Source organism: Rhizobium sp. SG_E_25_P2 (assembly GCF_029892285.1).
Taxonomy (GTDB): domain Bacteria; phylum Pseudomonadota; class Alphaproteobacteria; order Rhizobiales; family Rhizobiaceae; genus Rhizobium_E.
Map to the genome: position 1 here is coordinate 168189 of NZ_JARXVM010000002.1, position 25786 is coordinate 193974.

Here is a 25786-nt window from a genome sequence, read left to right on the forward strand (position 1 = left end):
CCGGCTCCGATCATGTGCGGTGTTCAGGACTTCAGCACATCCACACCCGGCAGCGGCTTGCCTTCCATCCATTCCAGGAAGGCGCCGCCGGCGGTGGAGATATAGGTGAAGTCGTCGGAGACACCGGCATGGTTGAGCGCCGAGACGGTGTCGCCGCCGCCGGCGACGGAGACGAGCTTGCCGGCCTTGGTCTCTTCGGCAGCGAATTTGGCGACCGAGACAGTGGCGGTGTCGAAAGGCGCGATTTCAAAAGCGCCGAGCGGGCCGTTCCACACCAGCGTTTCGGCCTTGGCGATCCAGTCGTTCACGGCCTTGATCGAGGCGGGACCGACGTCGAGCGCCATGGCGTCGGAGGGGATTGCCGAGACATTGACGGTTTCATTGGCGGCATGCGCCTTGAATTCGCGCGCCACGACCACGTCTGACGGCAGCACGATGGCGCAGCCTGTCGAGGCGGCTTCGGCGAGAATAGCCTTGGCCGTGTCGGCGAGATCATGCTCGCACAGCGATTTGCCGACGTCGATTCCCTGTGCGGCGAGGAAAGTGTTGGCCATGCCGCCGCCGATCACCAGCGCGTCGACCTTGTGCACGAGATTCTTGAGGAGATCGATCTTGGTGGAGACTTTGGCGCCGCCGACGATCGCCACGACTGGACGCTTCGGGTTGCCGAGGCCGGCTTCCAGCGCTTCCAGTTCCGCCTGCATGGTGCGACCGGCATAGGCCGGCAGGTGATGGGCAAGGCCTTCGGTTGACGCATGCGCCCGATGGGCGGCCGAGAAAGCGTCATTGACGAAAATGTCGCCATTGGCGGCCAGTGCCGTGACGAAATCGGGGTCGTTCTTTTCTTCGCCTTTGTGGAAGCGGGTGTTTTCGAGCAGAAGGATGCCGCCGTCTTCGAGCGCGGCGACGGCCGAATTCGCGGCCTCACCAATGCAGTCGCTGGCGAAATGCACGCGGCGGTCAAGCACGGCTTCGACGGCGGACTGGATGACGGCAAGCGAGAATTCCGCTTCCGGACCGCTCTTGGGACGGCCGAAATGGGCGAGCAGGATCACCTTCGCGCCCTTGTCCGAGAGTTCGAGGATCGTCGGGGCGACGCGTTCGATGCGGGTCGCATCGGTGACTTTGCCGTCCTTGCAGGGCACGTTGAGATCAACGCGGACCAGAACGCGCTTGCCGGAAATGTCGGTGAGATCGTCGAGGGTCTTGAAGGACGCCATGTTGTTTCCATTCGCTTGGGTGGGGTTTCCGGTGGGGACCATACACCGCCGAGCGCTGGATTCAAGCGCTCATTGACCGGCCCTGATTTCGTTCGACCGCGCCTTGATACGCGACCACAGATCGCGAAAATTGAGGAAAATCGGAAGCTTGCCGCCAGGCTCAACCGCTTCCATCGAAATTCCGATGGAGGAAATATGATTGTGCTCGTCGATATCGCGCACAATCAGGATGATCGAGCCAAACCGGACGCGATCGGCATATTCGGCGCGTCCGCCGAGCCGCGCCATCATCAATTCGCCCACGGTCATCGATTTTTCGATTTCGGTCAGAAGACCGGGACCATAGGCGGCGTCGAGTTCGCGGGCGGGGCGGCCGGGCGAGATGGAGAAGGTGCCGAAAAACTGTTCGTCCTCCGGGTCCAGTTCTGCCTTGTCGGCAAAGAGTTTGTCGAGCAGAGGAATGAAGGCGGGTGTGACGAAGAGGTAGACAATGTCGTTCTCTTTCAGCCGACCCGCATATTGATAGCGCATCGACCTGCTGTCGCGGATGATCAGCGATGGCATCGCCCAACGCGGCAGGCGCGCGCCGGTGGCCACCGGACTGCCGGGGATGACGCGATAGGAGACGAGTTCGTGATTGACCGCGCGAGGCAGGTCGAGTTCGAGCTTGTCGACCGAGCCGACCTGCTTGGGAATCAGCAGTCCCAGCCGCTTGGCGATCGGCTTGATTGTCCAGCCTTGCACGATCAGCGACACCAGCACGATGATGAAGGTTATGTTGAAGAAGGCCTGGCCGTTTTCCAGGCCATTGATGATCGGCAGGATCGACAGGAGGATGGACACGGCGCCGCGCAGGCCCACCCAGGCCACGAAGGTGATTTCCTTCTGCTGGAAATCGAAGGGCAGCATGCAGAGCCAGACGGCGATCGGCCGGGCGAACAGGATCAGGAACAGACCGAGCAGCACCGCCGGAATCGCGATGATGTGGAACTCCGACGGGGTCGCCAGAAGCCCGAGCATCACGAACATGATGATCTGGGCGAGCCAGGTCATGCCCTCCTGGAAACGCTTGATGGCGAGTTTGGCCTGCATGTCGCGATTGCCGGCGAACAGGCCCGCCACATAGACGGCCAGGAAGCCGCTGCCGCCGACCACGCCGGTGAAGGAAAACACCAGCAGCGACAGCGCCAGCACCAGGATCGGCGCGAGGCCCTTGTCCTGCACGAAACGATTGGCGACGGTGACGATGATCCAGCCGCCCGCCAGCCCGCAGATCACGCCGATGCTCATTTCCTCGAAGAAGCTCACCAGAACGCGCCAGTCGAGTTCGGAAACGCCGTGCCCAGACGCCACGAGTTCGACCAGCGTCACCGTCAGGAAAATCGCCATGGGGTCGTTGGTGCCTGACTCCACTTCCAGCGTCGAGGTGATCTGGTCGCGAATGTTGACGCCGCCGATCCGGAGCAGGAAGAACACCGCCGCCGCGTCCGTCGACGCCACGATCGAGCCAAGCAACAGTCCTTCAAGGAACGAGAAGCCCAGAAGGGCCATGGCGCCAAGCGCGAACAGCCCCGCAGTGATCAATACGCCCAAGGTCGCAAGCGACATTGCCGGCAGGGCGGCGATGCGGAAGGCGCGGCCGGGCGTGCCGAAACCGGAATCGAACAGGATGACCGCGAGCGCCAGCGAGCCGAGCCAATAGGCGGCCTGATTGTTGGAAAAGTTGATCCCGAGTCCATCCACGCCCGTCAGAAGGCCGATCCCCAGGAAGAGCAACAAAAGGGGCGCGCCGAAACGGAAGGCGATCAAGGAAGACATGGCGGCGATAAGCACCAGCGACGCGCCGACCAGAACGACCAGGTAAAACCCTTCCAAACCCGTCTTCTCCACACATTGCGCCCGTTCGAGCGGGGCGCGCTCGTCACCATGTTCTTGTCGAAACCATTGAGCCGCAGCCGAAAATCCGGGCGGTGACACGAACGGCGATCAACGCCGACGGCAAATCATCAAATGCATATTGGACGACAATGAGGCTGATGTCACACGCAAAGAGGAAAATTTTGCGCTGCAAAAATGATCGCGATCAAGACGATCTTCCAGGAGGAACGCCCATCGCCAAGGATATCCCGAAAACAAAATGCCCGCGGCCTGGGCCGCGGGCTGATGTCATTGCTCGGATCCGAATAATCGGGATCAGATGAGCTTGGCGAAGGCTACCGCCGTGTCGCACATACGGTTGGAGAAGCCCCATTCATTGTCGTACCAGGTCAGGATGCGCACGAAATTGCCTTCCATGACCTTGGTCTGGTCGATCGCGAAGATCGAGGAATGCGAATCATGATTGAAGTCGCGCGACACCAGCGGCTCTTCGGTGTAGCCGAGCACGCCCTTGAGCGAGCCATCAGCGGCGGCCTTGATGGCGTCGTTGATTTCCTGAACGGTGGTGTTGCGCTTGGCGACGAATTTCAGGTCGACGACCGAGACGTTCGGGGTCGGCACGCGGATTGACGAGCCGTCGAGCTTGCCCTTGAGTTCCGGCAGGACGAGGCCGACAGCCTTGGCGGCGCCGGTCGAGGTCGGGATCATCGAGAGGGCAGCTGCGCGGGCGCGGTACAGATCCTTGTGCATCTGGTCGAGCGACGGCTGATCGTTGGTGTAGGAGTGGATCGTGGTCATGAAGCCATGATCGACGCCGACGAGATCGTTGAGCACCTTGACGACCGGCACCAGGCAGTTGGTGGTGCAGGAGGCGTTGGAGATCACCAGGTGATCCTTGGTGAGCTGGTCATGGTTGACGCCGAAGACGACGGTCAGGTCAGCGCCGTCAGCCGGTGCAGACACGATGACGCGCTTGGCGCCGGCCGTCAGATGGGCTGCGGCCTTGTCGCGGCTCGTGAAGATGCCGGTGCATTCGAACGCGATGTCGACGCCCAGTTCCTTGTGCGGCAGGGTGGCCGGATCCTTGATCGCGGTGACCTTGATCGGCTTGCCGCCATTGATGATGATCGAATCGCCGTCGACCTTCACCTCGGCCGGGAAGCGGCCATGGATCGAATCGTAACGCAGGAGATGCGCATTGGTCTCGACCGGGCCGAGATCGTTGATGGCCACGACTTCGATGTCGGTCCGGCCCGACTCGATGATGGCGCGAAGGATGTTGCGGCCGATGCGGCCAAACCCGTTGATACCTACCTTGATAGCCATTGCTTTATATCTCCGCTTGGAAGTCTCAGAAGAAGTTTTTGAAGAAACAAGACCGGCGCTGGGGCCGGTCTGTCTAGATCATGCAAGCTTTGCGCTGACCGCGTCGACCACGGCTTCCGGCGTGATGCCGAAATAGCTGTAAAGCTCCTTGTAGGGGCCCGATGCGCCGAAGCCCTTCATGCCGATGAACACGCCGTCGGAACCGATGAAGCGATCCCAGCCCTGGCGGATGGCGGCTTCGATGCCGACCTTGACCTTGGCGGAGCCGAGCACGGAGGCCTTGTATTCGTCCGACTGGGCTTCGAAGAGTTCGAAGCACGGCACCGAGACGACGCGGGCGGCAATGCCCTTGGCGGCCAGCTGTTCCTGCGCCTTTACGGCGATCTCGACTTCCGAACCGGAAGCGAACAACGTGGCGCTGGCGTTTTCAGCGTCACGCAGCACATAAGCGCCCTTGGCCGACAGATTTTCCGCCGAATAGGTCGTGCGCAGCGGCATCAGGTTCTGGCGCGTGAGCGCGATACCCGACGGATGATCCTTGGCTTCGATCGCCGCCTGCCAGCACTCGACCGTTTCGGTCGGATCGGCGGGGCGGAACATTGCGAGGTTCGGGATGGCGCGCAGCGCGGCCATCTGTTCCACCGGCTGGTGGGTCGGGCCGTCTTCGCCGAGACCGATGGAGTCATGCGTCAGCACATGGATGACGCGGATGCCCATCAGCGCGGCCAGGCGGATCGACGGACGGCAATAGTCCGAGAAGATCAGGAAGCCGCCGGAATAGGGGATCAGGCCGCCATGCAGCGCAATGCCGTTCATGGCCGCGGCCATGCCGTGTTCGCGAATGCCGTAATGCAGGTAACGGCCCGAGAAATCGGTCGGCGTGATCGAGGCGGTCTGGCTGGTCTTGGTGTTGTTGGAGCCGGTCAGGTCGGCCGAGCCGCCGATCGTTTCGGCGATGACGCCGTTGAGCACTTCCAGCGCATCTTCAGAGGCCTTGCGGGTGGCGAGCGTCGGCTTGCCGTCGGCGAGCTTCTGCTTGTAGGCGGCGATCGCGGCGTCCAAGCCAGCCGGCAATTCGCCGGCGAAGCGGCGGTTGAACTCGGCCTTCTTGTCGGATGCCTGCAGACGACCCGCCCATGCCTTGTGCGCGTCGGCGGAGCGGACGCCGGATTCGCGCCAGGCGGTCAGCACATCGGCGGGCACCACGAAGGCTTCCGATTCCCAGTTGAGCGCCTTGCGGGCGGCGGCGATTTCGTCGGCGCCGAGCGGCGAGCCATGGACCTTGTGGGTGCCGGCCTTATTGGGGGCGCCAAAACCGATCACCGTCTTGCAGGCGATCATGGTCGGCTTGTCGGACTTCTGGGCGGCTTCGATCGCGGCGGCGATTTCTTCCGGCTCATGGCCGTCAACGGCGATCGTGTTCCAGCCCGACGCGCGGAAGCGCGCATGCTGGTCGGTGGAGTCGGCCATGGAGACCGCGCCGTCGATGGTGATGTTGTTGTCGTCCCAGAAGACAATCAGCTTGTTGAGCTTGAGATGGCCGGCCAGCGAAATCGCTTCCTGGCTGATGCCCTCCATCAGGCAGCCGTCGCCGGCGAGCACATAGGTGAAGTGGTTCTGCAGGTCTGCGCCGAATTCCTGCTCAAGCTTCTTTTCGGCAATCGCCATGCCGACAGCTGTGGCGATGCCCTGGCCGAGCGGGCCGGTGGTGGTCTCGATGCCTGAGGCATGGCCATATTCCGGATGACCGGCGGTCTTGGCGTGCAACTGGCGGAACGACTTGATGTCGTCGATGGTCATGTCCTCGTAACCCGTGAGGTAGAGGAGCGAATAGAGCAGCATGGAGCCGTGACCGGCCGACAGCACGAAGCGGTCGCGATCCGGCCAGTTCGGAGCCTTCGGGTCGAATTTCAGATAGCGGGTGAACAGCACGGTCGCCACATCGGCAGCGCCCATCGGCAGGCCAGGATGACCCGAATTGGCCTTTTCCACGGCGTCCATGGAGAGGAAACGGATCGCATTCGCCATCCGGTCGTGTGTTTCGCGTGAGATCATGTCGTCGACGGCTCCGGAAAATGGAAGGAGGCAGCCTTGTCGACTGCCGTCAAAGCAGGGGACACATAGCAGTTGGGCAGACTGAGTCAACAAAGACGCTGAAAATACGCGCATATGCGCGAGGCTTGCGGCCAATATTTGTGCGTAGGCGGGATTCGTTTGGCAGACCCGTCTTGGGCGCTATAGCAAGCGGCACTGCAACTCTTCCACAGAATAGCCTGATTTACCGACATTTTGATCGATTGACGGATCAAGCAGCCTTCCCTTACTATTGGGCCTCTCGCACGGTGAGCGTCGCTAGCGCGATTCGCAGCTTTTTGGATGACAGGGACGATGCAAGCAGGGCCAGCAGTCATGTCGGCTTTCGAGGAGTTGCGCCGCGCGCTCGGAGACCTCGACCGCGCGATTGACCGCCGGTTCGATCGCGAACGAGACTCCGCCGAACTCGAGGCGGAAGTCAGGCGCACGCATGCCGACCGATCGCGTCTGGCGCAGGAACTCGATCACGCCCAGTTCCGCGCCAATCGCCTTGAGGAGGTCAATCGCGAAGTCTCGAGACGTCTCGTGACAGCCATGGAAACAATCAGGGCGGTTCTCGACCGCTGACAGACCGGTATGGGTGCGTAGGCATGGCTCAAGTCACAGTAACGATCGACGGCAAGTCCTATCGCATGGCTTGCGAGGAAGGGCAGGAAGCGCATCTGACGGGCCTCGCTCAAAATTTCGATCACTATGTCATCCATCTCAAACGGCAATTCGGCGAAATCGGTGATCTCCGGCTGACGGTGATGGCGGGCATCATGATCATGGATGAACTGTTCGAAGCTAACCGCGCCCGTGTCGAGCTTCAGGACGAACTCGACGCGTTGCGCAAGAGCCGTGACGGCGCCAACGCCTCTGCTGAACGCAATGACGCGGCGGTTGCCGGCATGATCAGCGAGATCGCCCAACAGGTGAAAGAGATTTCAGCCAAGCTGGAAGGGCCGCGCGAGCCTGCCTAAGGTTTTTTGACGCGGTCCCTTTTGTTTGCTCAGAAAATCACTATATTACGTCTGCGGTCTGCGCCTCTCGGCAGGAAAAATTTTCCTTGGGGCCATACTCGATCTTATGGGAGCTGTCCCTGTTTTGGCCTGTGGGCTGGAGCACATGGCGCCCACCTACTTTTGTAGGCGCCCAGGATCGAACTTCCACCGGTTGCCGTGGATCGTACTCTTCCCCAGATCCTCACCCGCAGATGCGGGATTTCCTCAGATAGGGATTGCCATGGAAATCGGTCGCCCAGTCGCGACGGATCGCGCATTTTTTGTCGCTTGCCGAGACTGCTTCCGATTTGATTGCGACGCCGTCGCCTGGTGATATGCTTGAATGGCTGCCTGTCGCGGTGGCCGCGACAAGAAAAGCAAGAATAGTCATCGCCGTCATGACGAAGTATTGCATTGCAGGAGCCTCCCCTCAACTGATCATGCAGTTGATTAGGATGCTTTTAAGCATAGGTCTGTTCCCAAGGAAACAGGTTTCTTCTGGGGTTTCTTAATCCTTTTTGACGCAGCGCAGCAAAAAAGTATGAACAAGTCTCAGATATCGAGCATTTTCTTTTGCAAATCCGTGGGTAAGCGCCGGGGGCGACCTGCCGTGTTGATCAGCGCGATGGTCACCGTCGCCTCCATCAGGCGCTTCTGATCGATGAAGATCGTTTGGCGCAAAGTCATGCGCGCGCCGGTCACTGTATCAGTTCGGGTCAGGATCGTCAGAATATCGTCCATGCGCGCTGAGGTGAGGAAATCGATTTCCATGCGCCGGACCACGAAAGCGGCTTTCTCACCCTCAACCGTCATTTCCGATTGCTCGACGCCGAGGCAACGCAGAAAATCGGTGCGTCCGCGCTCCAGAAAATGCAGGTAGCGGGCGTGATAGACCACGCCCGAAAAATCCGTATCTTCGTAATAGACGCGCTGGGTGAGGCGGTGGCCATCCTTGGCCAGTTCACCGCCGAGCGGGATCATCTGCTGGGTCATTTGGCCATCCTTCGTGCTATCCACCGCCCTCTACACGGCCTCTGTCGAGAGTCCAAGACGGGAACGCGGCGTCTTCGCCCTTGTTTGGCCCCGGCGCCGACGATAGAGCTAGCTGCGCCAGCATGAAGGAGGAGCGCCATGTCCGGTCACCACGAGAAGCGTCGTCTGAGGTCGCAGGACTGGTTCGACAATCCCGACCATATCGATATGACCGCGCTCTATCTCGAGCGTTTCATGAATTACGGCGTCACGCCCGAAGAGCTTCGGTCCGGCAAACCCATCATCGGCATTGCGCAATCGGGCAGCGATCTCACGCCGTGCAACCGGCATCATCTCGATCTCGCCAAACGCGTTCGCGACGGCATTCGCGACGCCGGCGGCATCCCGATCGAATTTCCCACTCATCCGATCTTTGAAAACTGCAAGCGCCCCACGGCCGCGCTCGACCGCAATCTCGCTTATCTCGGTCTCGTGGAAGTGCTTTACGGCTATCCGCTCGATGGCGTCGTGCTGACGACGGGCTGCGACAAGACGACGCCGTCGGCGATCATGGCCGCCTCCACCGTCGACATTCCCGCGATTGTTCTCTCGGGCGGGCCGATGCTGGACGGCTGGCATGAAGGGGAACTCGCAGGTTCCGGCACGGTCATCTGGCGCATGCGGCGCAAATTCGGCGCCGGCGAAATCGATCGTGAGGAGTTCTTGCAGGCCGCGCTCGATTCCGCCCCTTCGATCGGCCATTGCAACACGATGGGGACGGCCTCGACCATGAACGCGCTTGCCGAGGCGCTCGGCCTGTCGCTGACCGGCTGCGGCGCGATCCCCGCCGCCTATCGCGAGCGCGGCCAGATGGCCTATCGCACCGGCCGCCGGGCCGTCGAAATCGTCTGGGAGGACTTGAAACCGTCCGACATCCTGACGCGCGACGCCTTCCTCAACGCCATCAAGGTCAATTCCGCCATCGGCGGCTCCACCAACGCCCAGCCGCATCTCGCGGCCATGGCCAAGCATGCCGGCGTCGAGCTCTATCCCGATGATTGGCAGGTGCACGGCTTCGACATTCCGCTGCTCGCCAATGTCCAGCCGGCCGGCGCCTATCTCGGCGAGCGTTACCATCGCGCCGGCGGCACGCCCGCAATCATGTGGGAGTTGATGCAGGCCGGAAAGCTCTCGGGCGACTGTCGCACGATCACCGGCAAGACCATGGCGGACAATCTGGAGGGCCGCGAAGCGGTGGACCGGGAGGTCATTCGTCCCTATGCCGAGCCTCTGATAGACCGCGCTGGCTTTCTGGTGCTGAAGGGCAATCTCTTCGATTTCGCCATCATGAAAATGAGCGTGGTCTCCGAGGATTTCCGCAGCCGCTATCTCTCCGAGCCGGGCCGCGAAGGCGTGTTCGAAGGCAAGGCTGTGGTGTTCGACGGATCGGAAGACTACCACGCGCGCATAAACGACCCGGCGCTGGATATCGATGATCGTACGATCCTCGTCATTCGCGGCGCGGGGCCGCTGGGCTGGCCGGGATCGGCGGAGGTGGTCAATATGCAGCCGCCGGACCACATCCTCAAGCGCGGCATCAAGAGCCTGCCGACCATCGGCGACGGCCGCCAGTCCGGCACCGCCGACAGTCCCTCGATCCTCAACGCCTCGCCCGAAAGCGCCGCCGGCGGCGGGCTGGCCTGGGTGCGCAGCGGCGATGTGATCCGCATCGATTTCAATGAGGGTCGCTGCGACATGCGGGTGGATGAGGCCGAGATTGCCAGGCGCAAGCAGGACGGCATCCCCGCCGTGCCAGCCGACGCGACGCCCTGGCAGCGGCTCTACCGCCAGACGGTCACGCAACTGTCCGATGGCGCAGTGATTGAGGGCGCAGCGGACTTCCGCCAGATCGCCAGGACGCCGCCCCGGCACAATCACTGATCCATTCGGTGGCCGATCCGGCTTTCGAACGCCTGCGTAGAAATAACGCAGGCGTTTGTCATCGCTTGCACTTTGAGTTTTCAGAACATAAAGTGAACGCATGGTTCAACTCAAGATTCGGGACAAGCTCGCGATCCTTTCGGATGCCGCGAAATACGACGCCTCCTGCGCCTCCTCCGGAACGACCAAGCGCAATTCGGCTGACGGCAAGGGGCTCGGCTCTACGGAAAGCATGGGCATCTGTCATGCTTACGCGCCGGATGGACGCTGCATCTCGCTGCTCAAGATCCTGATGACCAATTTCTGCATTTATGACTGCGCCTATTGCATCAACAGGGCGTCGTCGAATGTGCAGCGGGCGCGTTTCACGCCGGACGAGGTCGTCTGGCTGACGATCGAGTTCTATCGCCGCAATTATATCGAGGGTCTGTTCCTCTCCTCCGGTATCATCAAATCGCCCGACGACACCATGACGGATATGGTGCGCATCGCGCGCGATCTGCGCCAGACGCACAGTTTCAGGGGCTATATCCACCTCAAGACCATTCCGGACGCCGCGCCGGCGCTGGTGGAGGAAGCGGGGCTCTATGCCGACCGCCTGTCGATCAACATCGAATTGCCGCAGGATCAGTCGGTCACGCGCTACGCGCCGCAGAAGAGCCCGGTGTCGATCCGCAAGTCCATGGCCGATCTCCGCCTCAAGATCGACGAGCATTCCGAACCAAGCCCGATCACGAAGAAGAAAAAGCGTTTCACGCCGGCCGGCCAGAGCACGCAGATGATCATCGGCGCCGACGCCAGCACCGACGAGGATATTCTCGTCCGCAGCGAGAGCCTCTATTCCGGCTATCAGCTGCGCCGGGTCTATTATTCCGCCTTCAGCCCCATTCCGGATTCGTCCTCGGCGCTGCCGCTGATCAAGCCGCCGCTCATCCGCGAACACCGTCTCTATCAGGCCGACTGGTTGACGCGGTTCTATGGCTTTTCCGCCCGCGAAATCATGTCGGCGCAGCCGGGCGGCATGCTGGATCTCGACCTCGATCCCAAGCTCGCCTGGGCGCTCGCCAATCGCGGCGCCTTTCCCGTTGACGTCAACACGGCGGCGAAGGAAACGCTTTTGCGCGTGCCGGGCTTTGGCTCCAAATCCGTTGGCCGCATCCTGACCTCGCGGCGCATCAAGTCGCTGCGATATGACGATCTCGTGCGGCTCGGCGCTGTGATGAGCAAGGCGCGGCCTTTCATCGCCTGTCTGGACTGGAATCCGTCCGGGTTGACCGATTCCGAAGGGCTGAAGGCGAAGTTCCAGCCTGCGCCGCAGCAGTTGTCGCTGTTCTGATGGTTGCTGTGATCCTTCCGAAACTGGGCTTCGTCGAGACCTGGCGTGCGGAGGCGCGATCGCTGCTTCAGAGGGGCGTTCCGCCCGAAGCGGTGTCCTGGCGGCTGGACGGCGAGGGCGGCGATCTCTTCGGCGGATTCGACATGGACATTCAGGCGACCTGCAAGCCCATAGAGGCTCCGCGTATTCCCGCCGCTTTCCTGCCGCTTGCCGAGGCCGCGCTGTGTCATTCCGGCCCGGAGCGTTTCAGCCTGCCTTATCGCTTGCTATTTCGGCTGCAGGCCGATCGCATGATCCTGCAGGACCAGTCCGACCGTGATGTTGCGGCCCTCATGGCGATGGAGAAATCCGTCCGGCGCGACAGTCACAAGATGAAGGCTTTCGTCCGTTTCCGCGAAGTTGGAGGGGAGGGGATCAGACGGCGTTTCGCCGCCTGGTTCGAACCAGACCATTTTATCCTCGAGCGCACGGCGCCCTTCTTCGCCCGCCGTTTCGCCGATATGGACTGGATGATCGTGACGCCCGGCGCGGCAGCGCTGTTTATCGACGGCGCGCTGTCGATCTCCCCTTGCGAGGGCCAACCCGACATTCCCGACGATGCGGCCGACGAACTCTGGCTGACCTATTATCGCAACATCTTCAATCCCGCCCGGTTGAAAGTGAAGGCGATGAAAAGCGAAATGCCGGTCAAATACTGGAAAAATCTTCCCGAGGCCCGGCTGATACCCGAGCTCATCGCTGGCGCCGAACAACAGGTGCAGGCGATGCGCACGGCCATGCCGACGCTTCCGTCGCCGCGTGCGGAGCGCATTCTGAACCGGGTGGGACAGGCCGACACGCCGAAGACGGACAAAACTCCCGAAAGCCTGGACGAAGCGCGGACACAAGCGCGGCATTGCACCCGCTGCGACCTCTATTGCAACGCCACGCAGACCGTGTTCGGCGAAGGCAATCCGCGCAATCCCCTGATGTTCGTCGGCGAACAGCCGGGCGATCAGGAAGATCTCGCCGGACGGCCTTTTGTCGGACCCGCCGGCAAACTGTTCGACGCTGCTCTTGCGGAAGCAGGCATCGACCGTGCCCAGGCCTATGTCACCAATGCGGTCAAGCATTTCAAATTCGAGCCGCGCGGCAAGCGTCGCATCCATAAACGGCCTGATAAAGGCGAGGTGAGCGCCTGCCGCTGGTGGCTGGATCTGGAACGTCAGTTCACCCGGCCGAAGATGATCGTGGCTCTCGGCGCCACAGCCGCCTACGCCGTCACCGGGGATGGCGAGGATATCATCAAAAGACGCGGACGTGTAGAGCGCCTTGAAGACGAGACGCCCGTGTTCATCACCATTCATCCCTCGGCCGTGCTCAGGGCTGGGTCGCCTGACGCCGTGGCCGAAGCGCGCGACGCCTTCATTGCGGATATGACACGACTGGCCAGCGTTTTTTCCGATCTTGGCCCCTGAAGGCCACGACGCAGCGCCTTCGGCGGATCAACGTTTCAGCGACAAGCCCACCAGCCCCGTCAGCGTTTCCTGTGACGCCGAGCCCTTCTGCGCCGAACGCTCCCAGGCGAGGTCAGCCGTCAGGTCGAGCGACCGGGAAAGACCCCAGGTGAGGCCGGTTCCGAGATCATAGACGGTCTGGTTGGCGGCTGCCGACTTGTAGTCGCGCCAGGTTGTTCCCGCCGTGAGCTTGCCGCTCAAATCGGCAATGATGACCTGCGTCAGCGCCATATCGGCGGTATAGGCGATGGAGCCGCTGGATCCTGCCGACGTCGAGGGTTCGACTTCGGTCTTTAGGCCAAGCGCGACATCGGTTCCGCGCTGCGGCGACCAGTTTGCCTCGCCGTTGACGGTGAGGCCCGACAACGAATCGAGCCTGCCGTCCTCGAAATCGGCGATGGTATAACCAGCGCCGATTTCGCCGCGCAGCTTTTCGCCCATATCGAATTCAACACCGGTTTTGGCGGCGTAGAGATCGGCATCGCGCATATAGCCCGTGCTGTCGCGCTCATTGTCATAGATCATCCGGCCATAGGAAGCCTCAATGAACGGAATGAGCGCGGGCGACACTTCATAGCCAAGCCGGCCTCTCAGTGTGGCCGTGTTCTGATTGCGGTCGGACTGATCCAGGCTCTGGCCGCTGGAGAGAGTGGCGTCGCCAAAGGTTTCGCGTTCGAAATCGACACCCAGCGTGCCGCGGATCAGGCCGAGGTCGCGGGTCACGGCGGCGCTCGCGGTCCAGGTGGACACTTCCGCCTGGTTGGTTGCCCCGTCAATGGCGTTGGCGTCGCCGATATCCTCGCGGCCGAGGCTGTAGCCGGCGCTCAGATTGGCGATCGTATCATTGGAAATGTCGAGCCGCAGCGCGGCATTGATGCTGCCTTCCGGATCGTCGCTCTCAAAGCCGCTCAGCGTCTTCTGCCAGCTTCCATTGGTGTCGATCCGCAATTGATGCTCGGACCAATTGGAGGTCAACGATCCCTTCAGGCCTGTCTGCAGATAGGACCGTGTCTTGGTCCTGTCGCCAGATTTTTCCCGTTCGAAACCCGCGCCGCCGGTGATGGTTGGCCTGAGAGTGAAGGTTCCCAACGGAATGCCCGGCGTATCCTCGCTCTCTGGGCGGGGAGCGCCCAATCCGTCGACATTCTGTTCCGGCAGGTTCTGCCGACCGAGATCCTGGCGCAGGGCGGCGTCGTCCACCGCATTCTGGTCGACATCTGGGTCCGGGGACGGTTGGATTTCCTGGCTGGCGTCAGCGTCGGTCTGCTGATCGTCATTGGTTTGAGCGGAGGTATCCTGGCTCGCTGACCATTGCTGGTAGGGGGAAGGATCCCTCTGGGGCGTCACCGGAGCGCTTTGGGCGACCGTTTCCGACGCGCAAACAAGCGAAGCGCCTGCCGCGATCAGCAGCAAAGAGAAAAGGCGCGTCGATGAGCGGGCGTCGTGGGCGCGTTTGGACATGCGAACCGGCTGATTGGCGTCAATGATTACCCATTGGTAAAGGAGCAAGGTTAACGAAGTGTTGCCAATTGGGCCTATGCCGGCGCATGCGCGCGGCCGACCACGCTCTAAATCGATTTTTTCCAGGAGGGTCTCTGGACAAGCGCGGCGGAGGGAGTAAACCACCGCCATGAACGAGAACCTCTTGAAATTCACCGAGAGCGACGCCGCGCGCTCCGCGATCCGCACCATCAAGGCCGAGAAATCGGGTCTCGCCGATCTCGAAAAGGCGCTCGCAAACGGCCTGTCCGAGAGCTTCACGCAAGCGATCGCCCGGTTGGCCGGCATATCAGGCCGTGTGATCGTGACCGGCATCGGCAAGAGCGGTCATGTCGGCGCCAAGATCGCCGCGACGCTCGCCTCCACCGGCACGCCCGCCTTCTTCGTGCATCCGGTCGAGGCCAATCACGGCGATCTCGGCATGATCACGCCTGATGACGCCATCATCGCATTGTCCTGGGGCGGCGAAAGCACCGAGCTTCAAGGCATCCTCGCCTATTCCCGGCGCTTTTCGATTCCGTTGATCGCGGTCACGTCGGGGGCGGATTCGACATTGGCGCGCAGCGCCGACATCGTGCTGTGCCTGCCGAAATCGCAGGAAGCCTGTCCGCACGGTCTGGCGCCAACGACATCGGCGCTGATGCAACTCGCCATCGGCGACGCCATCGCGGTGGCGCTTCTCGAGGACCGGGGCTTCACGGCGGGCGATTTCAAGACATTCCATCCCGGCGGCAAGCTGGGCGCGACGCTGTCTCATGTCCGCGACGTCATGCATGCCGGCGAACGCGTGCCGCTGGTGCCCAAGGGCACGTCCATGCCGGAGGCGGTGCTGGTGCTGTCGCGCAAGCGGTTCGGTTGCGTTGGCGTCGTCGATGACGACGGCCGTCTCTGCGGCATCGTCACCGAAGGTGACATGGCGCGCAATCTGGCGCGTGATCTCTCGGTGCTTGATGTCGACGACGTGATGACGCCCAATCCGAAAACGGTGAAGGAAACGGTGCTGGCCGCCACCGCCATGGCGCTCCTGGAGCAGCACAGCATTTCCGCGCTGATCGTCGTCAATGAGGATCAGCGTCCTGTCGGCATCGTCCACTTCCACGATCTGCTCAGGATCGGCGTGGCCTGACGCATGGGCCGGCGCTAGCCGGCCTCCACCACCAGATCCGCACCGTCCGTGGCGATCACTTTCACTTTCGTTCCCGCCGGAAGTTCGGGTCCCTTGACGACCCAGATCGTGTCGCCGAGCTTGACCCGGCCAAAACCATTATGGATGGGGTCGATGAGATCTCCCATGCGGCCGATCAGGCTTTGGGCGCGCCGGTTGAGCAGGGGTTCGTCCGTTTCCCCACCGCGGCGATGCAGCCAGCCGCGGCCGATGAACAGGAACAGACAGGACAGGGCGGCAAAGGTCAGCCACTGGATTTCCCAGGACCACCAGCGGGCGTCCCAGACCGCCAGCGACACGCCGCCGATCGCCGCAGCCGCCAGCCCGACCCAGATCAGGAAATTTCCGGGCAAGGCAATCTCCGCCGCCAGCAAGGCCGCGCCGAAGATAACCCAGCTCCAAGGCCCCAATGACTGGATGAGACCCAGAATCATGACTGGCCGTCCGTGCGTGGCGCGAAGGGATTGACCACCGGCGTCGAAGCCGGCGCAGCGCGGGTGAGGGGCCGGGACGGAGCGCCGTCGGAGCCGAACACCTCTTTTGCAATTGCACCGATGCCGCCCAACGAGCCAATCAGCGAGGACGCTTCCATCGGCATCAACACGATCTTCGAATTGCCGGCGGTGCCGATCGCAGTCAGGGCTTCCGTGTATTTCTGCGCTACGAAATAGTTGATCGCCTGCACGTCGCCGGCGGCGATGGCTTCCGACACCATCTGCGTCGCCTTGGCCTCGGCTTGCGCCATGCGCTCGCGGGCTTCGGCTTCACGGAATGCGGCTTCGCGTTCGCCTTCGGCTTTCAGGATCGCCGCCTGCTTGGCGCCTTCCGCCTTCAGGATCTGTGAGGCGCGGAAGCCCTCGGCTTCAAGCACCTGGGCGCGTTTTTCGCGCTCCGCCTTCATCTGTCGCCCCATCGACTCAACGAGATCTGCGGGCGGAGTGATGTCCTTGATTTCGACGCGGGTGATCTTGATGCCCCAGGGATTGGCGGCGTCGTCGACGGTGCGCAGGAGTCGCTCATTGATCGTGTCGCGGTTGGAGAGAAGTTCGTCGAGATCCATCGAGCCCATGACCGAACGGATATTGGTCATGGTCAGGTTAAGGAGCGCCTGGTTGAGATTGGAAATCTGATAGGCGGCCTGGGCGGCGTTCAGCACCTGGTAGAAGGCCACTGCATCGGCGCGCACCGACGCGTTGTCCTTGGTGATCACTTCCTGGGTTGGAACGTCGAGGACCTGCTCCATCACATTCATCTTCGCGCCGATCGTGTCGATGAAGGGGATGATGAGGTTGAGGCCGGGATGCAGCGTGCGTGTATATTTCTTAAACCGCTCGACGGTGTAGTTATAGCCCTGCGGCACAGTCTTGATGCCCGCGAACAGGGTGAGGATGATCAGGCCGACCACGACGATGACGGCGATATCCATTCCGGACAGGAATTCCATGGCGTGTGCGCTCCCTCTTGCTGTTCCGCTCCATCCTATACGTATACGTCGGACGGCGGATGTTTATTTGCAAGGGGAGCGCAGTTTCGGCCGTCAGACCCAGCCCATCAATTCGCGACGCACCTGCGCCTCAAGCGCGTCCATGCCTTCTTCGCTATCGTTGAGGCAGGGGATATGGGTAAACTTGTCGCCGCCGGCGTGATGGAAGATCTCACCCGCTTCGCCGGCGATTTCCTCCAGCGTTTCCAGGCAGTCGGACACGAAGCCGGGATTGATCACGGCGATGCGCTTGACGCCGTCCTGGGCGAGTTTTTCCACCGTCTTGTCGGTATAGGGCTGCAGCCATTCCTCCGGCCCGAAGCGGGACTGGAAGGTGACCATCAGTTTTTCCTTTTCCCAGCCCAGCCGCTCGCGCAGCAGCCGCGTCGTCTTGTAGCAGGCGCAGTGATAGGGGTCGCCCTTCTTGAAGTAGGATTGCGGAATGCCGTGATAGGAGGTCACCACCAGTTCCGGCTCCCAGTCGAGGCTGGCCAGATGCTTCTCGATCGATTTCGCCAGCGCGTCGATATAGGCGGGATGATCGTGATAGGGCGGAACGGTGCGGAGCGCCGGCTGCCAGCGCATCGCCTTCAGCGCGTCGAAGGCCTTGTCGTTGACGGTCGCGGTCGTCGCCGCCGCATATTGCGGATAGAGCGGGAACAGCACAATCCGGTCGCAGCCTTGATCCTTCAGCGCGGTGATGCGATCCTTGATCGAGGGCTGGCCGTAGCGCATGCCCCAGTCGACCACCACATTGGGGAGGTCGGCGAGGCGGGTCTGCATCTTCTCAGCTTGCGACCGCGTATAGGTGCGCAGATAGCTCTCATCGAGATCCTTGTTCCAAATCGCTTCATAGGCCTTGCCGACTTTTTGCGGACGCTTGTTGAGCACGATGCCGAACAGGATCGGATACCAGAACCAGGGCGACCATTCGATCACCCGACGATCCATCAGGAATTCCTTGAGATAACGCCGCATCGACGTGTAATCGGTGCCATCGGGCGTGCCGAGATTGACGAGGAGAACCCCGACTTTTCCGATCTTGACCTGCGGATGGTTCGGCGGGAAGTGCTCTGGCGCGGCGCTCATATCCTGTCCTTCACATTATTGTTGTTTTACGCGGGGCGTCGCCCCTCGGATGAACCCGCATCGGATATAGAAAATAAAGGCGGCCCGGAGAAGTCCGGACCGCCTCGAATGCGCGCCGATGTCGCGGCTTACTTGGCCGGGACGGTCAACTCTCCACCGACGGGCAGGGCCCGCGGCTTGAGCGATTTGTTGGCCTCGGCGATCTTCTTCCAGTCGAAGCCGGTGCCATAGAACTTCTCGGCCAGATCCCAGAACGTGTCGCCCTTGGCGATCACATGCTTGGTCTCGGTCGGTTTGGCGGCCTCAGTCGCAGCAGGGGCCGCAGCCGGTGCGGTCTCTGCGGCGGGCTTGGCTTCAGTTGCGGGCTTGGCTTCGGCAGCCGGCTTCACCTCTGCGGCCGGTTGGGCGACAGGCTTGGCGAGTTCGGTGATGCGGCCGTCGAGATAGGGCTTGTAGGGCGAGTTCTTGCCGATGTAATCCGCGACCGTGTCTTCAAGGCTCGGACCGAAGTCATAGGCCTTGATTGCCTTTTCGGCGAAGACCTTGTAGCCGTCGCCGCCCTGGCGGGTGTAGTTGTTGGCCACAACGCCATAGGTCTTGGCAGGATCGATCGGCTTGAAGGCGTCGCCATCCTTCACCTGCACGTCCGACACGCGCGAACCGGCGGGCTTTGAGGCGTCAAAGGCGAATTTCAGGCCTGCCACTTGCGGGAAACGGCCCTTGCCTTCTTCAACCTGGCTGACGCCGCTTTCAAGCGCCGCGACCACGTCCTCACCCTTGAGCTGGAAGGTGGCGATGGTGTTCTGGAAAGGCAGCACCGTCAGAACCTCGCCCATCGACACGTCTCCACCGTCGATCGAGGCGCGCAGGCCGCCGCCATTGGCGAAGGCGATCTCGATGCCCTGATCCTTGACGCGGTCAAGCATGGCGTCGGCGACGAGATTGCCCATCTCGCATTCGCGGGCGCGGCAATTGTCGCGGGATCCGTCGATCGCCGCTGTGCTCGCGCCGATCACCTTGGCTTTCAGCGCTTCGATCGGCGCGCCGAGTTCCTTGACCTTGGCCACATAGGCTTCGTCGGGCTTGACCGAGGCGTCGAGCAGCTTCGGCGCGCCCGTTGCCGATTTCACCTTGCCGGCGTCGTCGAACACCAGCTTCAGTTCGCCGAGATATTTGGAATAGGCATAGGCCGTGACAACAGGCACTTCGATGCCAGCCGGATCCTTCACCATGGTCGGGTAGGGGCCGGCGGCCTTCTCGTCGGTGTTGGACAGCAGCGTGTGGCTATGGGCTCCGACGATCACGTCGATGCCATCAACCGCTGCGGCAATCTGCTTGTCGCGGGGATAGCCGACATGCGACAGCAGCACGATCTTGTTGACGCCCTGGGCTTCGACATCCTTCACCGCCGCCTTGAGATAGGTGATCTCGTCCTCGAACAGGATCGAGGGGCCGGGAGAAGACGTCTCGGGCGTATCGGTGGCGAGCACGGAGAGGATCGCGACCTTCTGGCCGCCGACATCGGCGATCACATACGGCTTCAACTTGCCGCCAACAGGCGAGCTCGCGGGCGCCATCACATTGCCGGAGATGATCGGGAACTTGGCCGCGTCGATGAACTTGGCGAGTTCTTCGGGACCGTCGTCGAATTCATGATTTCCGACCGCCATGGCGTCAAAGCCGATGCCGTTCATGAAGTCGGCGATCGCCTTGGTCTTGTAGGTCGAGTAGAACAGCGAGCCCTGCGCCTGGTCGCCGGCGTCGAGCACCAGCACATTGCCGTTGGCCGCCTTGATCGCCGAGCGAGCCTGATCGATGGCTGTCTTCATGCGGGCGATGCCGCCGAAGCATTCGCTTTTGCCTTCCTCTTCCGCCGAGCATGTCGAATCGTATTTGTTGATCGCCTCGATGCGGGAGTGGAAATCGTTGATGTGAAGGATGTTCAATTCATAATCGGCAAGCGCCGCGCCAGCGGAAAGCGCGAGCGCCGATGCCCCCAAAAGTGCAAGACGAAGCAATTTCTTCATGTCGTTCTCCCTGTTGCCGGATGTCATGCCGAAAGCATTATCCGGATCATATGACAGTCATTCATTGAAGGATCGCCTTGGTCGACGTTACATCACGCCCGGTTTACGGGTGAGCGTGAACTGAGCGCCGGAATCTGCTGTGCAGTTGAGTTGCTGGGGCGAAATCAGCGCGCAATTGACGCGCGACTGCTTGTTCTGCACATGCGATGTCAGGCTGATTTCATAAAGGTTCGGGCCCTGGCCCTTCACATAGGTGCCGGACGCCAGCAACTGGTTGGTATCGGTCGTCCGCGTGTTGAAGTTTCCGGCCTGGAAGGTCGACAGCAGGCCGTTGGGGTCACTCCAGGCGCCCTCGATCGTGACAGGTTGCGGCGCGGTCGGCAGGGGTCTTGCCTGTTCCGTGGCGCAGGAGGAAAGCGTGGCTGCGGCTGCGAGGGCCGCGAGGGCGAAAAACTTCATTGACGTCTCCCGAAGGCTGCGGCTGTCCTTCGGCGGGACAGTCGCCTCTGCTTTGTTTGCGCCATACTGGCGCTATTGCGCTGCGAAAGCAAGGCTTTGCGGGCAAGGGAGAGGCAGAAGGGCGCTCAGTCGGGATCGGGACGTCCCAAAACGCGTCGACCAAAAGAAACGCCCCGTGACACACGGGGCGCTTGCAAGTCGTTGTTGGCGCGATCTTTCAGCGAACGAGAATGTTGCGGAACTGCCAAGGGTCTGATGTGTCGAGGTCTTCGGCGAACAGGCCCGGACGGCCATCGAGCGGCGTCCAGTCGGTGTAATGGCCTTCGACCGGGCCGAGATAGGGCGACTGCACTTCCAGGCAGCGTTTGTAGTCCATCTCGTCGGCCTCGACGATGCCGGCTTCCGGGTTCTCGAGCGCCCAGACCATGCCGGCGAGGACTGCGGAGGTCACCTGCAGGCCGGTCGCGTTCTGGTAGGGAGCCAGCGAACGGGCCTCATCGAGCGACAGCCGCGAGCCGAACCAATAGGCGTTCTTCTCATGGCCATAAAGCAGCACGCCGAGTTCATCGACGCCATCCACCAATTCGTTCTCGTCGAGAACATGCAGGACAGGCTGGGCGTTGCCGCCATTGCCGAACATTTCATGCAGCGACAGCACGGCGTCATTGGACGGATGATAGGCGTAGTGGCAGGTCGGCCGGTAGGTTACGTCGCCATCCTTGTCGCGCACCGTGAAATAGTCGGCGATCGAAATCGACTCGTTGTGGGTGACGAGGAAGCCATATTGGGGGCCAGGCGTCGGGCACCAGCTGCGCACGCGGGTATTGGCGCCGGGCTGCTCGAGGAAAATGGCGGCCTTGCTGCCCTTCTTCTGCTTGCGGGCGTTCTTGGGCATCCAGTTTTCATGCGTGCCCCAGCCGAGTTCGGCGGGCTGCAGGCCTTCCGAAATGAAGCCTTCCACCGACCAGGTGTTCCAGAAGGTGTTGAACGGCTTCGGATTCTTGGTGCGCTGGGTGTCGCGCTCGGCGATGTGGACGCCCTTGACGCCGAGCTTCTTCATCAACTTGGCCCAGCCTTCGCGATCATCGGCTGCGGGTTCATCGAATTTCAGGCCGATCTCATGGGCGAGATTGACCAGCGCCTGCTTGACGAACCAAGACACCATGCCGGGATTTGCGCCGCAGCAAGACACGGCGGTGGCGCCGCCGGGGTTCTTGGCCTTTTCGGCCCGCGCAGTCTCGCGCAGCGCATAATTGGTGCGCGAAGCGTTGTCCTTGTCCTTGTCGAAATAGAAACCAAGCCATGGTTCGACGACAGTATCGATATAGAGCGCATTAACCTTGCGGCACAGCTTCATCAGATCGACGGAAGAGGTGTCGACCGAGAGATTGACGCAGAAGCCCTGGCCTTCGCCCTCGGTCAGGAGCGGCTTGAGCAGGGTCTTGTAGTTTTCCTTGGTGACATGCGCCTGGATATGCCTGACGCCATGCTTGGCCAGGATGCCGCTCTCGTCGGCGTTGGGATCGATCACCACCATGCGGTTCTTGTCGAATTTAAAGTGACGCTCAATAAGGGGCAGCGTGCCGCGGCCAATCGAGCCGAAACCGATCATCACGATCGGACCCGTGATTTCGCCATAAACCGGATGGGTGGATTCTGTCATTTTGGGCTGGTTCTCCTGTGGTCCATGATGGACACCACCACTAATCACATTTTCATGACACAAAAAAGAGCCCGATTCATTGCTGTCGCGGCGCTGCGGCTTCCCGGGACGTCGGATCCGGCCGAGATGAGAATTTAATAAGTTCTTGTCGAAAGCATCGCGCAATATAAAAATAGCATTGAAGTGTCTGCCTGATTCGTCTGATGACAACAGGAATGTATTGCGTTTCCCTTATATTTAAATTCGATAGGGAGTCGAGCATGCTTATAGCCAGACTATTTCCACCGAAGATCCTCGCAGCCTGTTCACTCCTGTTTGTTTTAGTGATTTCTGATGTTTCGGGCGTCTCCGAGCGCAAGGCCGTTCCCGTCACGCCGCGCTCGAAGGTCGCTGAACTCGACGCAACCGTTTTCGGCGCGAGCTTTCGCGCCGGTCTGCCCGATGTCGCGTGGGAGGCGTTGCGGGGAGCCGCCGAAGCCCCGAGCGCTGCGTCTGTGATCTCGGGCGCACTTCACGGTCTTCTGAGGCCGGCGACGTCGGCGCCGAAGATACGGCTGCAAAGCGCCGTGCTCGCCGAACTCTGTGACGCCGATCTCCGCGCTGCGGCTTGTCGCGGTCCGGAGCATGGCCAGCCCCGCTTCCAGCTCCGGCTGCGCGCCATGTTGACGCGCGATCAGGCGCTCGCCGCCGCAACGATGACGTTGGAGGATGGCGGCGAGCCCGCACGCACAAGCCGCGCTGGCGACTGCGCCGAGGGCAAGCCATGCCCGGTTGCCGTCGTTGAAAAGGGTGCGATGGTGGTGAGCGTCGGCTACCGTCCCGAAGAGACCGTGCCGGAGGATCTCACCGCATCGCTCGCGCCGGCCCGGATGGTCGGCGGCGTCATGATCAAAACCTATCGCTGAAGCTGATCGTCGCGCAGAAAGCGGATGATCGCGTCCCGACGTGCGACCATGCCTTTGTAGGCAAGTTGTTCTGGGGTGAACTCGCCGAGCTTGTCGGCCAGCGCCGAAGCGAGCGCGGCCAGCGCCGGATCCGTCTTCAGCCTTGCGATCGGATCGTTGTAGATCCTTATCGTGAAAACGATCGCGCCCGTCTTTGGCAGGCGACGCAACGTCTGGCGCTCGACCCGGATGAAATTGATCGCCGGCGTGAAGGTGTTGCGCTCGGCGCGCGCGCCTTTCTCTGGCGGCCAGAACAGGTCGCCCGACGGATAGATCGACCAGTTCAGCCGCATGGCGGGCAGGTCGGGCTGCAGATTGTCGAAAATGCGGTTGAGCATCATGGCGTTGCGGGTGCCGCCGGCGTAATCCGGCACATGCGCATGCACGCCCTCCATCGGCAGGCCCGCCTTTTCCTTGAGGGACCAGGCGGAGGGAAAGGCGACGAAGCCTGCCGTCAGGGTCCAGGCGCCGTTGCGCTTTTCGAGAATGGCGAGATCGTCCTGCACCAGTCGACCTGCGGTCACCAGGGGCGCATCGGCGGAACAGAGAGGGATGTCGCGTCCGGCCACGCTCACGCCATCCACTGTCTTCCGCCAGCGGTCGCCATGGCGGACCAGGAGATGGTCGGCCAAGAGCGCTAGACATTCCGCCTGCGCATCGCGCGAGGCTGGGTCGTCCTGAAACACCTCGTCGCGCCGCTCGGCGAGAAGCCGGTCCTTCTCATCGAGATAGACGGGGAGATCGTCATCCGGCTCGATCCAGTCGGCGGGGTCAATCGCCGAGAGACCGATGGCGAATGGTTTCAGCGCGCTGGCATAGGGCGTGTATCGGAGCGCCTCCGTCATGATCAGGTGTCCTTGAGCGCGTCAAAACCGGCGGCGACCGTGGTCACGGTGACGTCTGTGATGGCGTAATCGGCGATCCCGTGAATGACGAAAGGGTCTGTCGCGCAATAGGCCTCGATCGCGGCGCGGTCGCCGCGGGCAAAAATCACCCCGCCAGTGCGCGGCGTCTTGCGGCCGGAGCCTAAAAACCAGCCTTGTTCATAGCCTTGCTTCACCCAGGCCAGATGCGGCGTCATCTGCGCATCCGCCTGTTCGAGGGCAACTTTATAGGTGAGGTCGAGGATCAGCATGAACGGCTCCGGATTTTTCCGGCGCCGACTGTGGTCGAGACCCGCGCTGAAAGCAAGATCCGAGGGCCTTTCGAGCCGCCTGCGCCGTTGCGCTTTTTCGCCAAAAGGATTATGCCGCCGCCATGATCGAAAACGCCGCAAATCCCAGCTCTTCCCCTGCGCAGCCCTATCTCGTGGCGGCGCTGTACCACTTTGTCGCCTTCCCCCGTTTTCGCGACATACGCGAGCCGCTTCAGGCGCTGTGCGAGGCGGGCGGGGTCAAGGGCACGCTGCTTCTCGCCCATGAAGGCATCAACGGCACCATTGCCGGACCTGATGAAGGCGTGCGCGCCGTGCTGGCTTATCTCAGGGCGCAGCCGGAATTTGCCGGTCTCGAACACAAGGAAAGTCGCGCCTCCAAGGAGCCTTTCCTGCGCATGAAGGTGCGGCTTAAGAAAGAGATCGTCACCATGGGCGTCGAGGATATCGATCCGATGCGCGTGGTGGGGACCTATGTCGCCCCAAAGGACTGGAATGCGCTGATCTCTGATCCCGACACGATCGTGATCGACACCCGCAACGACTACGAGACCGATATCGGCCTGTTCAAGGGCGCGGTCGATCCGCGCATCAAGACCTTCCGCGAATTTCCGGACTGGGTCCGCGAGCATGAAGGCCTGCACAACAAGCCGAAGATCGCCATGTATTGCACCGGCGGCATTCGTTGCGAAAAGGCGACCGCCTTCATGAAGGAGCAGGGCTTCGACGAGGTCTATCACCTCAAGGGCGGCATCCTGAAATATCTCGAAGAGGTGGCGCCGGAGGAAAGCCTCTGGGAAGGCGCCTGCTTCGTCTTCGACGAACGCGTCTCCGTCGAACATGGGCTGAAGGAGGGCGGCCATCGCCTGTGCCGCGCCTGCCGCCATCCGCTGACCGCCGAAGACATGACCGCCAAGACCTTTGAAGCCGGCGTCAGCTGTCCGCATTGCCATGACAGCCGCACGGATGAGGATCGCGCCCGCTTCCGCTCTCGCGAAAAGCAGATGCAGCTCGCCCGCGCCCGCGGTTCACGGCATCTCGGCTCCTGAATTTCAAC

General features: G+C 61.7%; 23 protein-coding genes and 1 other RNA gene. 9 read left to right on the forward strand and 15 right to left on the reverse strand.

The annotated features are described in order from the left end of the window. Positions 1 to 23 precede the first annotated feature (23 nt). From M2360_RS04765 to tkt, 4 genes are all read right to left on the reverse strand, one after another. Positions 24 to 1220, reverse strand: a complete 1197-nt coding sequence (locus tag M2360_RS04765) for a phosphoglycerate kinase (protein WP_280773242.1) — start codon at positions 1218 to 1220, stop codon at positions 24 to 26. A gap of 69 nt (positions 1221 to 1289) precedes the next feature. Then, a complete protein-coding gene (locus tag M2360_RS04770; protein WP_280773243.1) occupies positions 1290 to 3095 on the reverse strand; it encodes a potassium/proton antiporter in 1806 nt (601 codons plus the stop codon). Positions 3096 to 3413: 318 nt separating this feature from the next. Next, the gene (gap, locus tag M2360_RS04775) at positions 3414 to 4424 is read right to left on the reverse strand and encodes a type I glyceraldehyde-3-phosphate dehydrogenase (RefSeq protein WP_280773244.1); all 1011 of its coding nucleotides are present in this window, start codon (positions 4422 to 4424) and stop codon (positions 3414 to 3416) included. Between the two features lie 78 nt (positions 4425 to 4502). After that, positions 4503 to 6479 carry a transketolase gene (gene tkt, locus M2360_RS04780; protein WP_280773245.1) on the reverse strand — a complete coding sequence of 659 codons (1977 nt, stop codon included), beginning with the start codon at positions 6477 to 6479 and terminating at the stop codon, positions 4503 to 4505. Between the two features lie 321 nt (positions 6480 to 6800). On the opposite strand from tkt, the gene M2360_RS04785 reads away from it, so the two are divergent. The 3 genes from M2360_RS04785 to ssrS all read left to right on the forward strand — a co-directional run bounded on the left by M2360_RS04785 (position 6801) and on the right by ssrS (position 7689). Beyond that, positions 6801 to 7085: a DUF4164 domain-containing protein gene (locus tag M2360_RS04785; protein WP_280773246.1), complete on the forward strand. Its 285-nt coding sequence runs from the start codon at positions 6801 to 6803 to the stop codon at positions 7083 to 7085. Between the two features lie 23 nt (positions 7086 to 7108). Further along, entirely contained in the window at positions 7109 to 7480 is a 372-nt protein-coding gene (locus tag M2360_RS04790) for a cell division protein ZapA (RefSeq protein ID WP_280773247.1), read from the forward strand. A 52-nt stretch (positions 7481 to 7532) separates the two neighbouring features. Further along, positions 7533 to 7689: non-coding RNA, 6S RNA (gene ssrS / locus M2360_RS04795), on the forward strand. A gap of 14 nt (positions 7690 to 7703) precedes the next feature. Here the strand turns inward: ssrS and M2360_RS04800 are convergent. Both M2360_RS04800 and ybgC read right to left on the reverse strand, forming a co-directional pair. Further along, entirely contained in the window at positions 7704 to 7916 is a 213-nt protein-coding gene (locus tag M2360_RS04800; protein ID WP_280773248.1) for a hypothetical protein, read from the reverse strand. Positions 7917 to 8053: 137 nt separating this feature from the next. Next, complete coding sequence (ybgC, locus tag M2360_RS04805; RefSeq protein WP_280773249.1) at positions 8054 to 8494, reverse strand: tol-pal system-associated acyl-CoA thioesterase; 441 nt, start codon at positions 8492 to 8494, stop codon at positions 8054 to 8056. Between the two features lie 138 nt (positions 8495 to 8632). Here ybgC and M2360_RS04810 point away from each other — a divergent pair, with 138 nt between their 5' ends. The 3 genes from M2360_RS04810 to M2360_RS04820 all read left to right on the forward strand — a co-directional run bounded on the left by M2360_RS04810 (position 8633) and on the right by M2360_RS04820 (position 13207). Beyond that, the gene (locus M2360_RS04810) at positions 8633 to 10414 is read left to right on the forward strand and encodes an IlvD/Edd family dehydratase (RefSeq protein WP_280773250.1); all 1782 of its coding nucleotides are present in this window, start codon (positions 8633 to 8635) and stop codon (positions 10412 to 10414) included. Positions 10415 to 10514: 100 nt separating this feature from the next. Next, the gene (locus M2360_RS04815; protein WP_280773251.1) at positions 10515 to 11750 is read left to right on the forward strand and encodes a putative DNA modification/repair radical SAM protein; all 1236 of its coding nucleotides are present in this window, start codon (positions 10515 to 10517) and stop codon (positions 11748 to 11750) included. Then, the gene (locus M2360_RS04820; protein WP_280773252.1) at positions 11750 to 13207 is read left to right on the forward strand and encodes a UdgX family uracil-DNA binding protein; all 1458 of its coding nucleotides are present in this window, start codon (positions 11750 to 11752) and stop codon (positions 13205 to 13207) included. The genes M2360_RS04815 and M2360_RS04820 overlap by 1 nt, the downstream gene beginning before the upstream one ends. A gap of 27 nt (positions 13208 to 13234) precedes the next feature. Here the strand turns inward: M2360_RS04820 and M2360_RS04825 are convergent, their stop codons facing one another. Further along, on the reverse strand, positions 13235 to 14707 hold the full coding sequence (locus M2360_RS04825) for an outer membrane beta-barrel protein (protein ID WP_280773253.1): 1473 nt from the start codon (positions 14705 to 14707) through the stop codon (positions 13235 to 13237). 169 nt (positions 14708 to 14876) lie between these two features. Between M2360_RS04825 and M2360_RS04830 the strand changes: the two genes are divergently transcribed. Continuing rightward, positions 14877 to 15872, forward strand: coding sequence for a KpsF/GutQ family sugar-phosphate isomerase (locus M2360_RS04830; protein WP_280773254.1), 996 nt, complete (start codon positions 14877 to 14879; stop codon positions 15870 to 15872). A gap of 14 nt (positions 15873 to 15886) precedes the next feature. On the opposite strand, the gene M2360_RS04835 is transcribed toward M2360_RS04830, so the two are convergent. From M2360_RS04835 to M2360_RS04860, 6 genes are all read right to left on the reverse strand, one after another. Beyond that, a complete protein-coding gene (locus tag M2360_RS04835; protein ID WP_280773255.1) occupies positions 15887 to 16345 on the reverse strand; it encodes an NfeD family protein in 459 nt (152 codons plus the stop codon). Next, positions 16342 to 17346 (reverse strand): SPFH domain-containing protein, encoded by a 1005-nt coding sequence (locus tag M2360_RS04840; protein WP_280773580.1) that lies wholly within the window; start codon positions 17344 to 17346, stop codon positions 16342 to 16344. The genes M2360_RS04835 and M2360_RS04840 overlap by 4 nt, the downstream gene beginning before the upstream one ends. 102 nt (positions 17347 to 17448) lie before the next feature. Continuing rightward, positions 17449 to 18483 (reverse strand): ferrochelatase, encoded by a 1035-nt coding sequence (hemH, locus tag M2360_RS04845; RefSeq protein ID WP_280773256.1) that lies wholly within the window; start codon positions 18481 to 18483, stop codon positions 17449 to 17451. A 128-nt stretch (positions 18484 to 18611) separates the two neighbouring features. Then, positions 18612 to 20510 carry a 5'-nucleotidase C-terminal domain-containing protein gene (locus M2360_RS04850; protein WP_280773257.1) on the reverse strand — a complete coding sequence of 633 codons (1899 nt, stop codon included), beginning with the start codon at positions 20508 to 20510 and terminating at the stop codon, positions 18612 to 18614. Between the two features lie 87 nt (positions 20511 to 20597). Further along, a complete protein-coding gene (locus tag M2360_RS04855) occupies positions 20598 to 20969 on the reverse strand; it encodes a hypothetical protein (RefSeq protein WP_280773258.1) in 372 nt (123 codons plus the stop codon). 217 nt (positions 20970 to 21186) lie between these two features. Then, the gene (locus M2360_RS04860; RefSeq protein WP_280773259.1) at positions 21187 to 22632 is read right to left on the reverse strand and encodes a homospermidine synthase; all 1446 of its coding nucleotides are present in this window, start codon (positions 22630 to 22632) and stop codon (positions 21187 to 21189) included. A gap of 260 nt (positions 22633 to 22892) precedes the next feature. Between M2360_RS04860 and M2360_RS04865 the strand changes: the two genes are divergently transcribed. Continuing rightward, the gene (locus M2360_RS04865; RefSeq protein ID WP_280773260.1) at positions 22893 to 23537 is read left to right on the forward strand and encodes a hypothetical protein; all 645 of its coding nucleotides are present in this window, start codon (positions 22893 to 22895) and stop codon (positions 23535 to 23537) included. Here the strand turns inward: M2360_RS04865 and M2360_RS04870 are convergent. Further along, positions 23528 to 24421: a DUF3445 domain-containing protein gene (locus M2360_RS04870; protein ID WP_280773261.1), complete on the reverse strand. Its 894-nt coding sequence runs from the start codon at positions 24419 to 24421 to the stop codon at positions 23528 to 23530. The two genes, M2360_RS04865 and M2360_RS04870, sit on opposite strands and share 10 nt — an antisense overlap. 2 nt (positions 24422 to 24423) lie before the next feature. Further along, a complete protein-coding gene (locus M2360_RS04875; protein WP_280773262.1) occupies positions 24424 to 24711 on the reverse strand; it encodes a YciI family protein in 288 nt (95 codons plus the stop codon). Between the two features lie 122 nt (positions 24712 to 24833). Here M2360_RS04875 and M2360_RS04880 point away from each other — a divergent pair, with 122 nt between their 5' ends. After that, positions 24834 to 25778, forward strand: a complete 945-nt coding sequence (locus M2360_RS04880; RefSeq protein ID WP_280773263.1) for a rhodanese-related sulfurtransferase — start codon at positions 24834 to 24836, stop codon at positions 25776 to 25778. Positions 25779 to 25786: the final 8 nt, after the last annotated feature.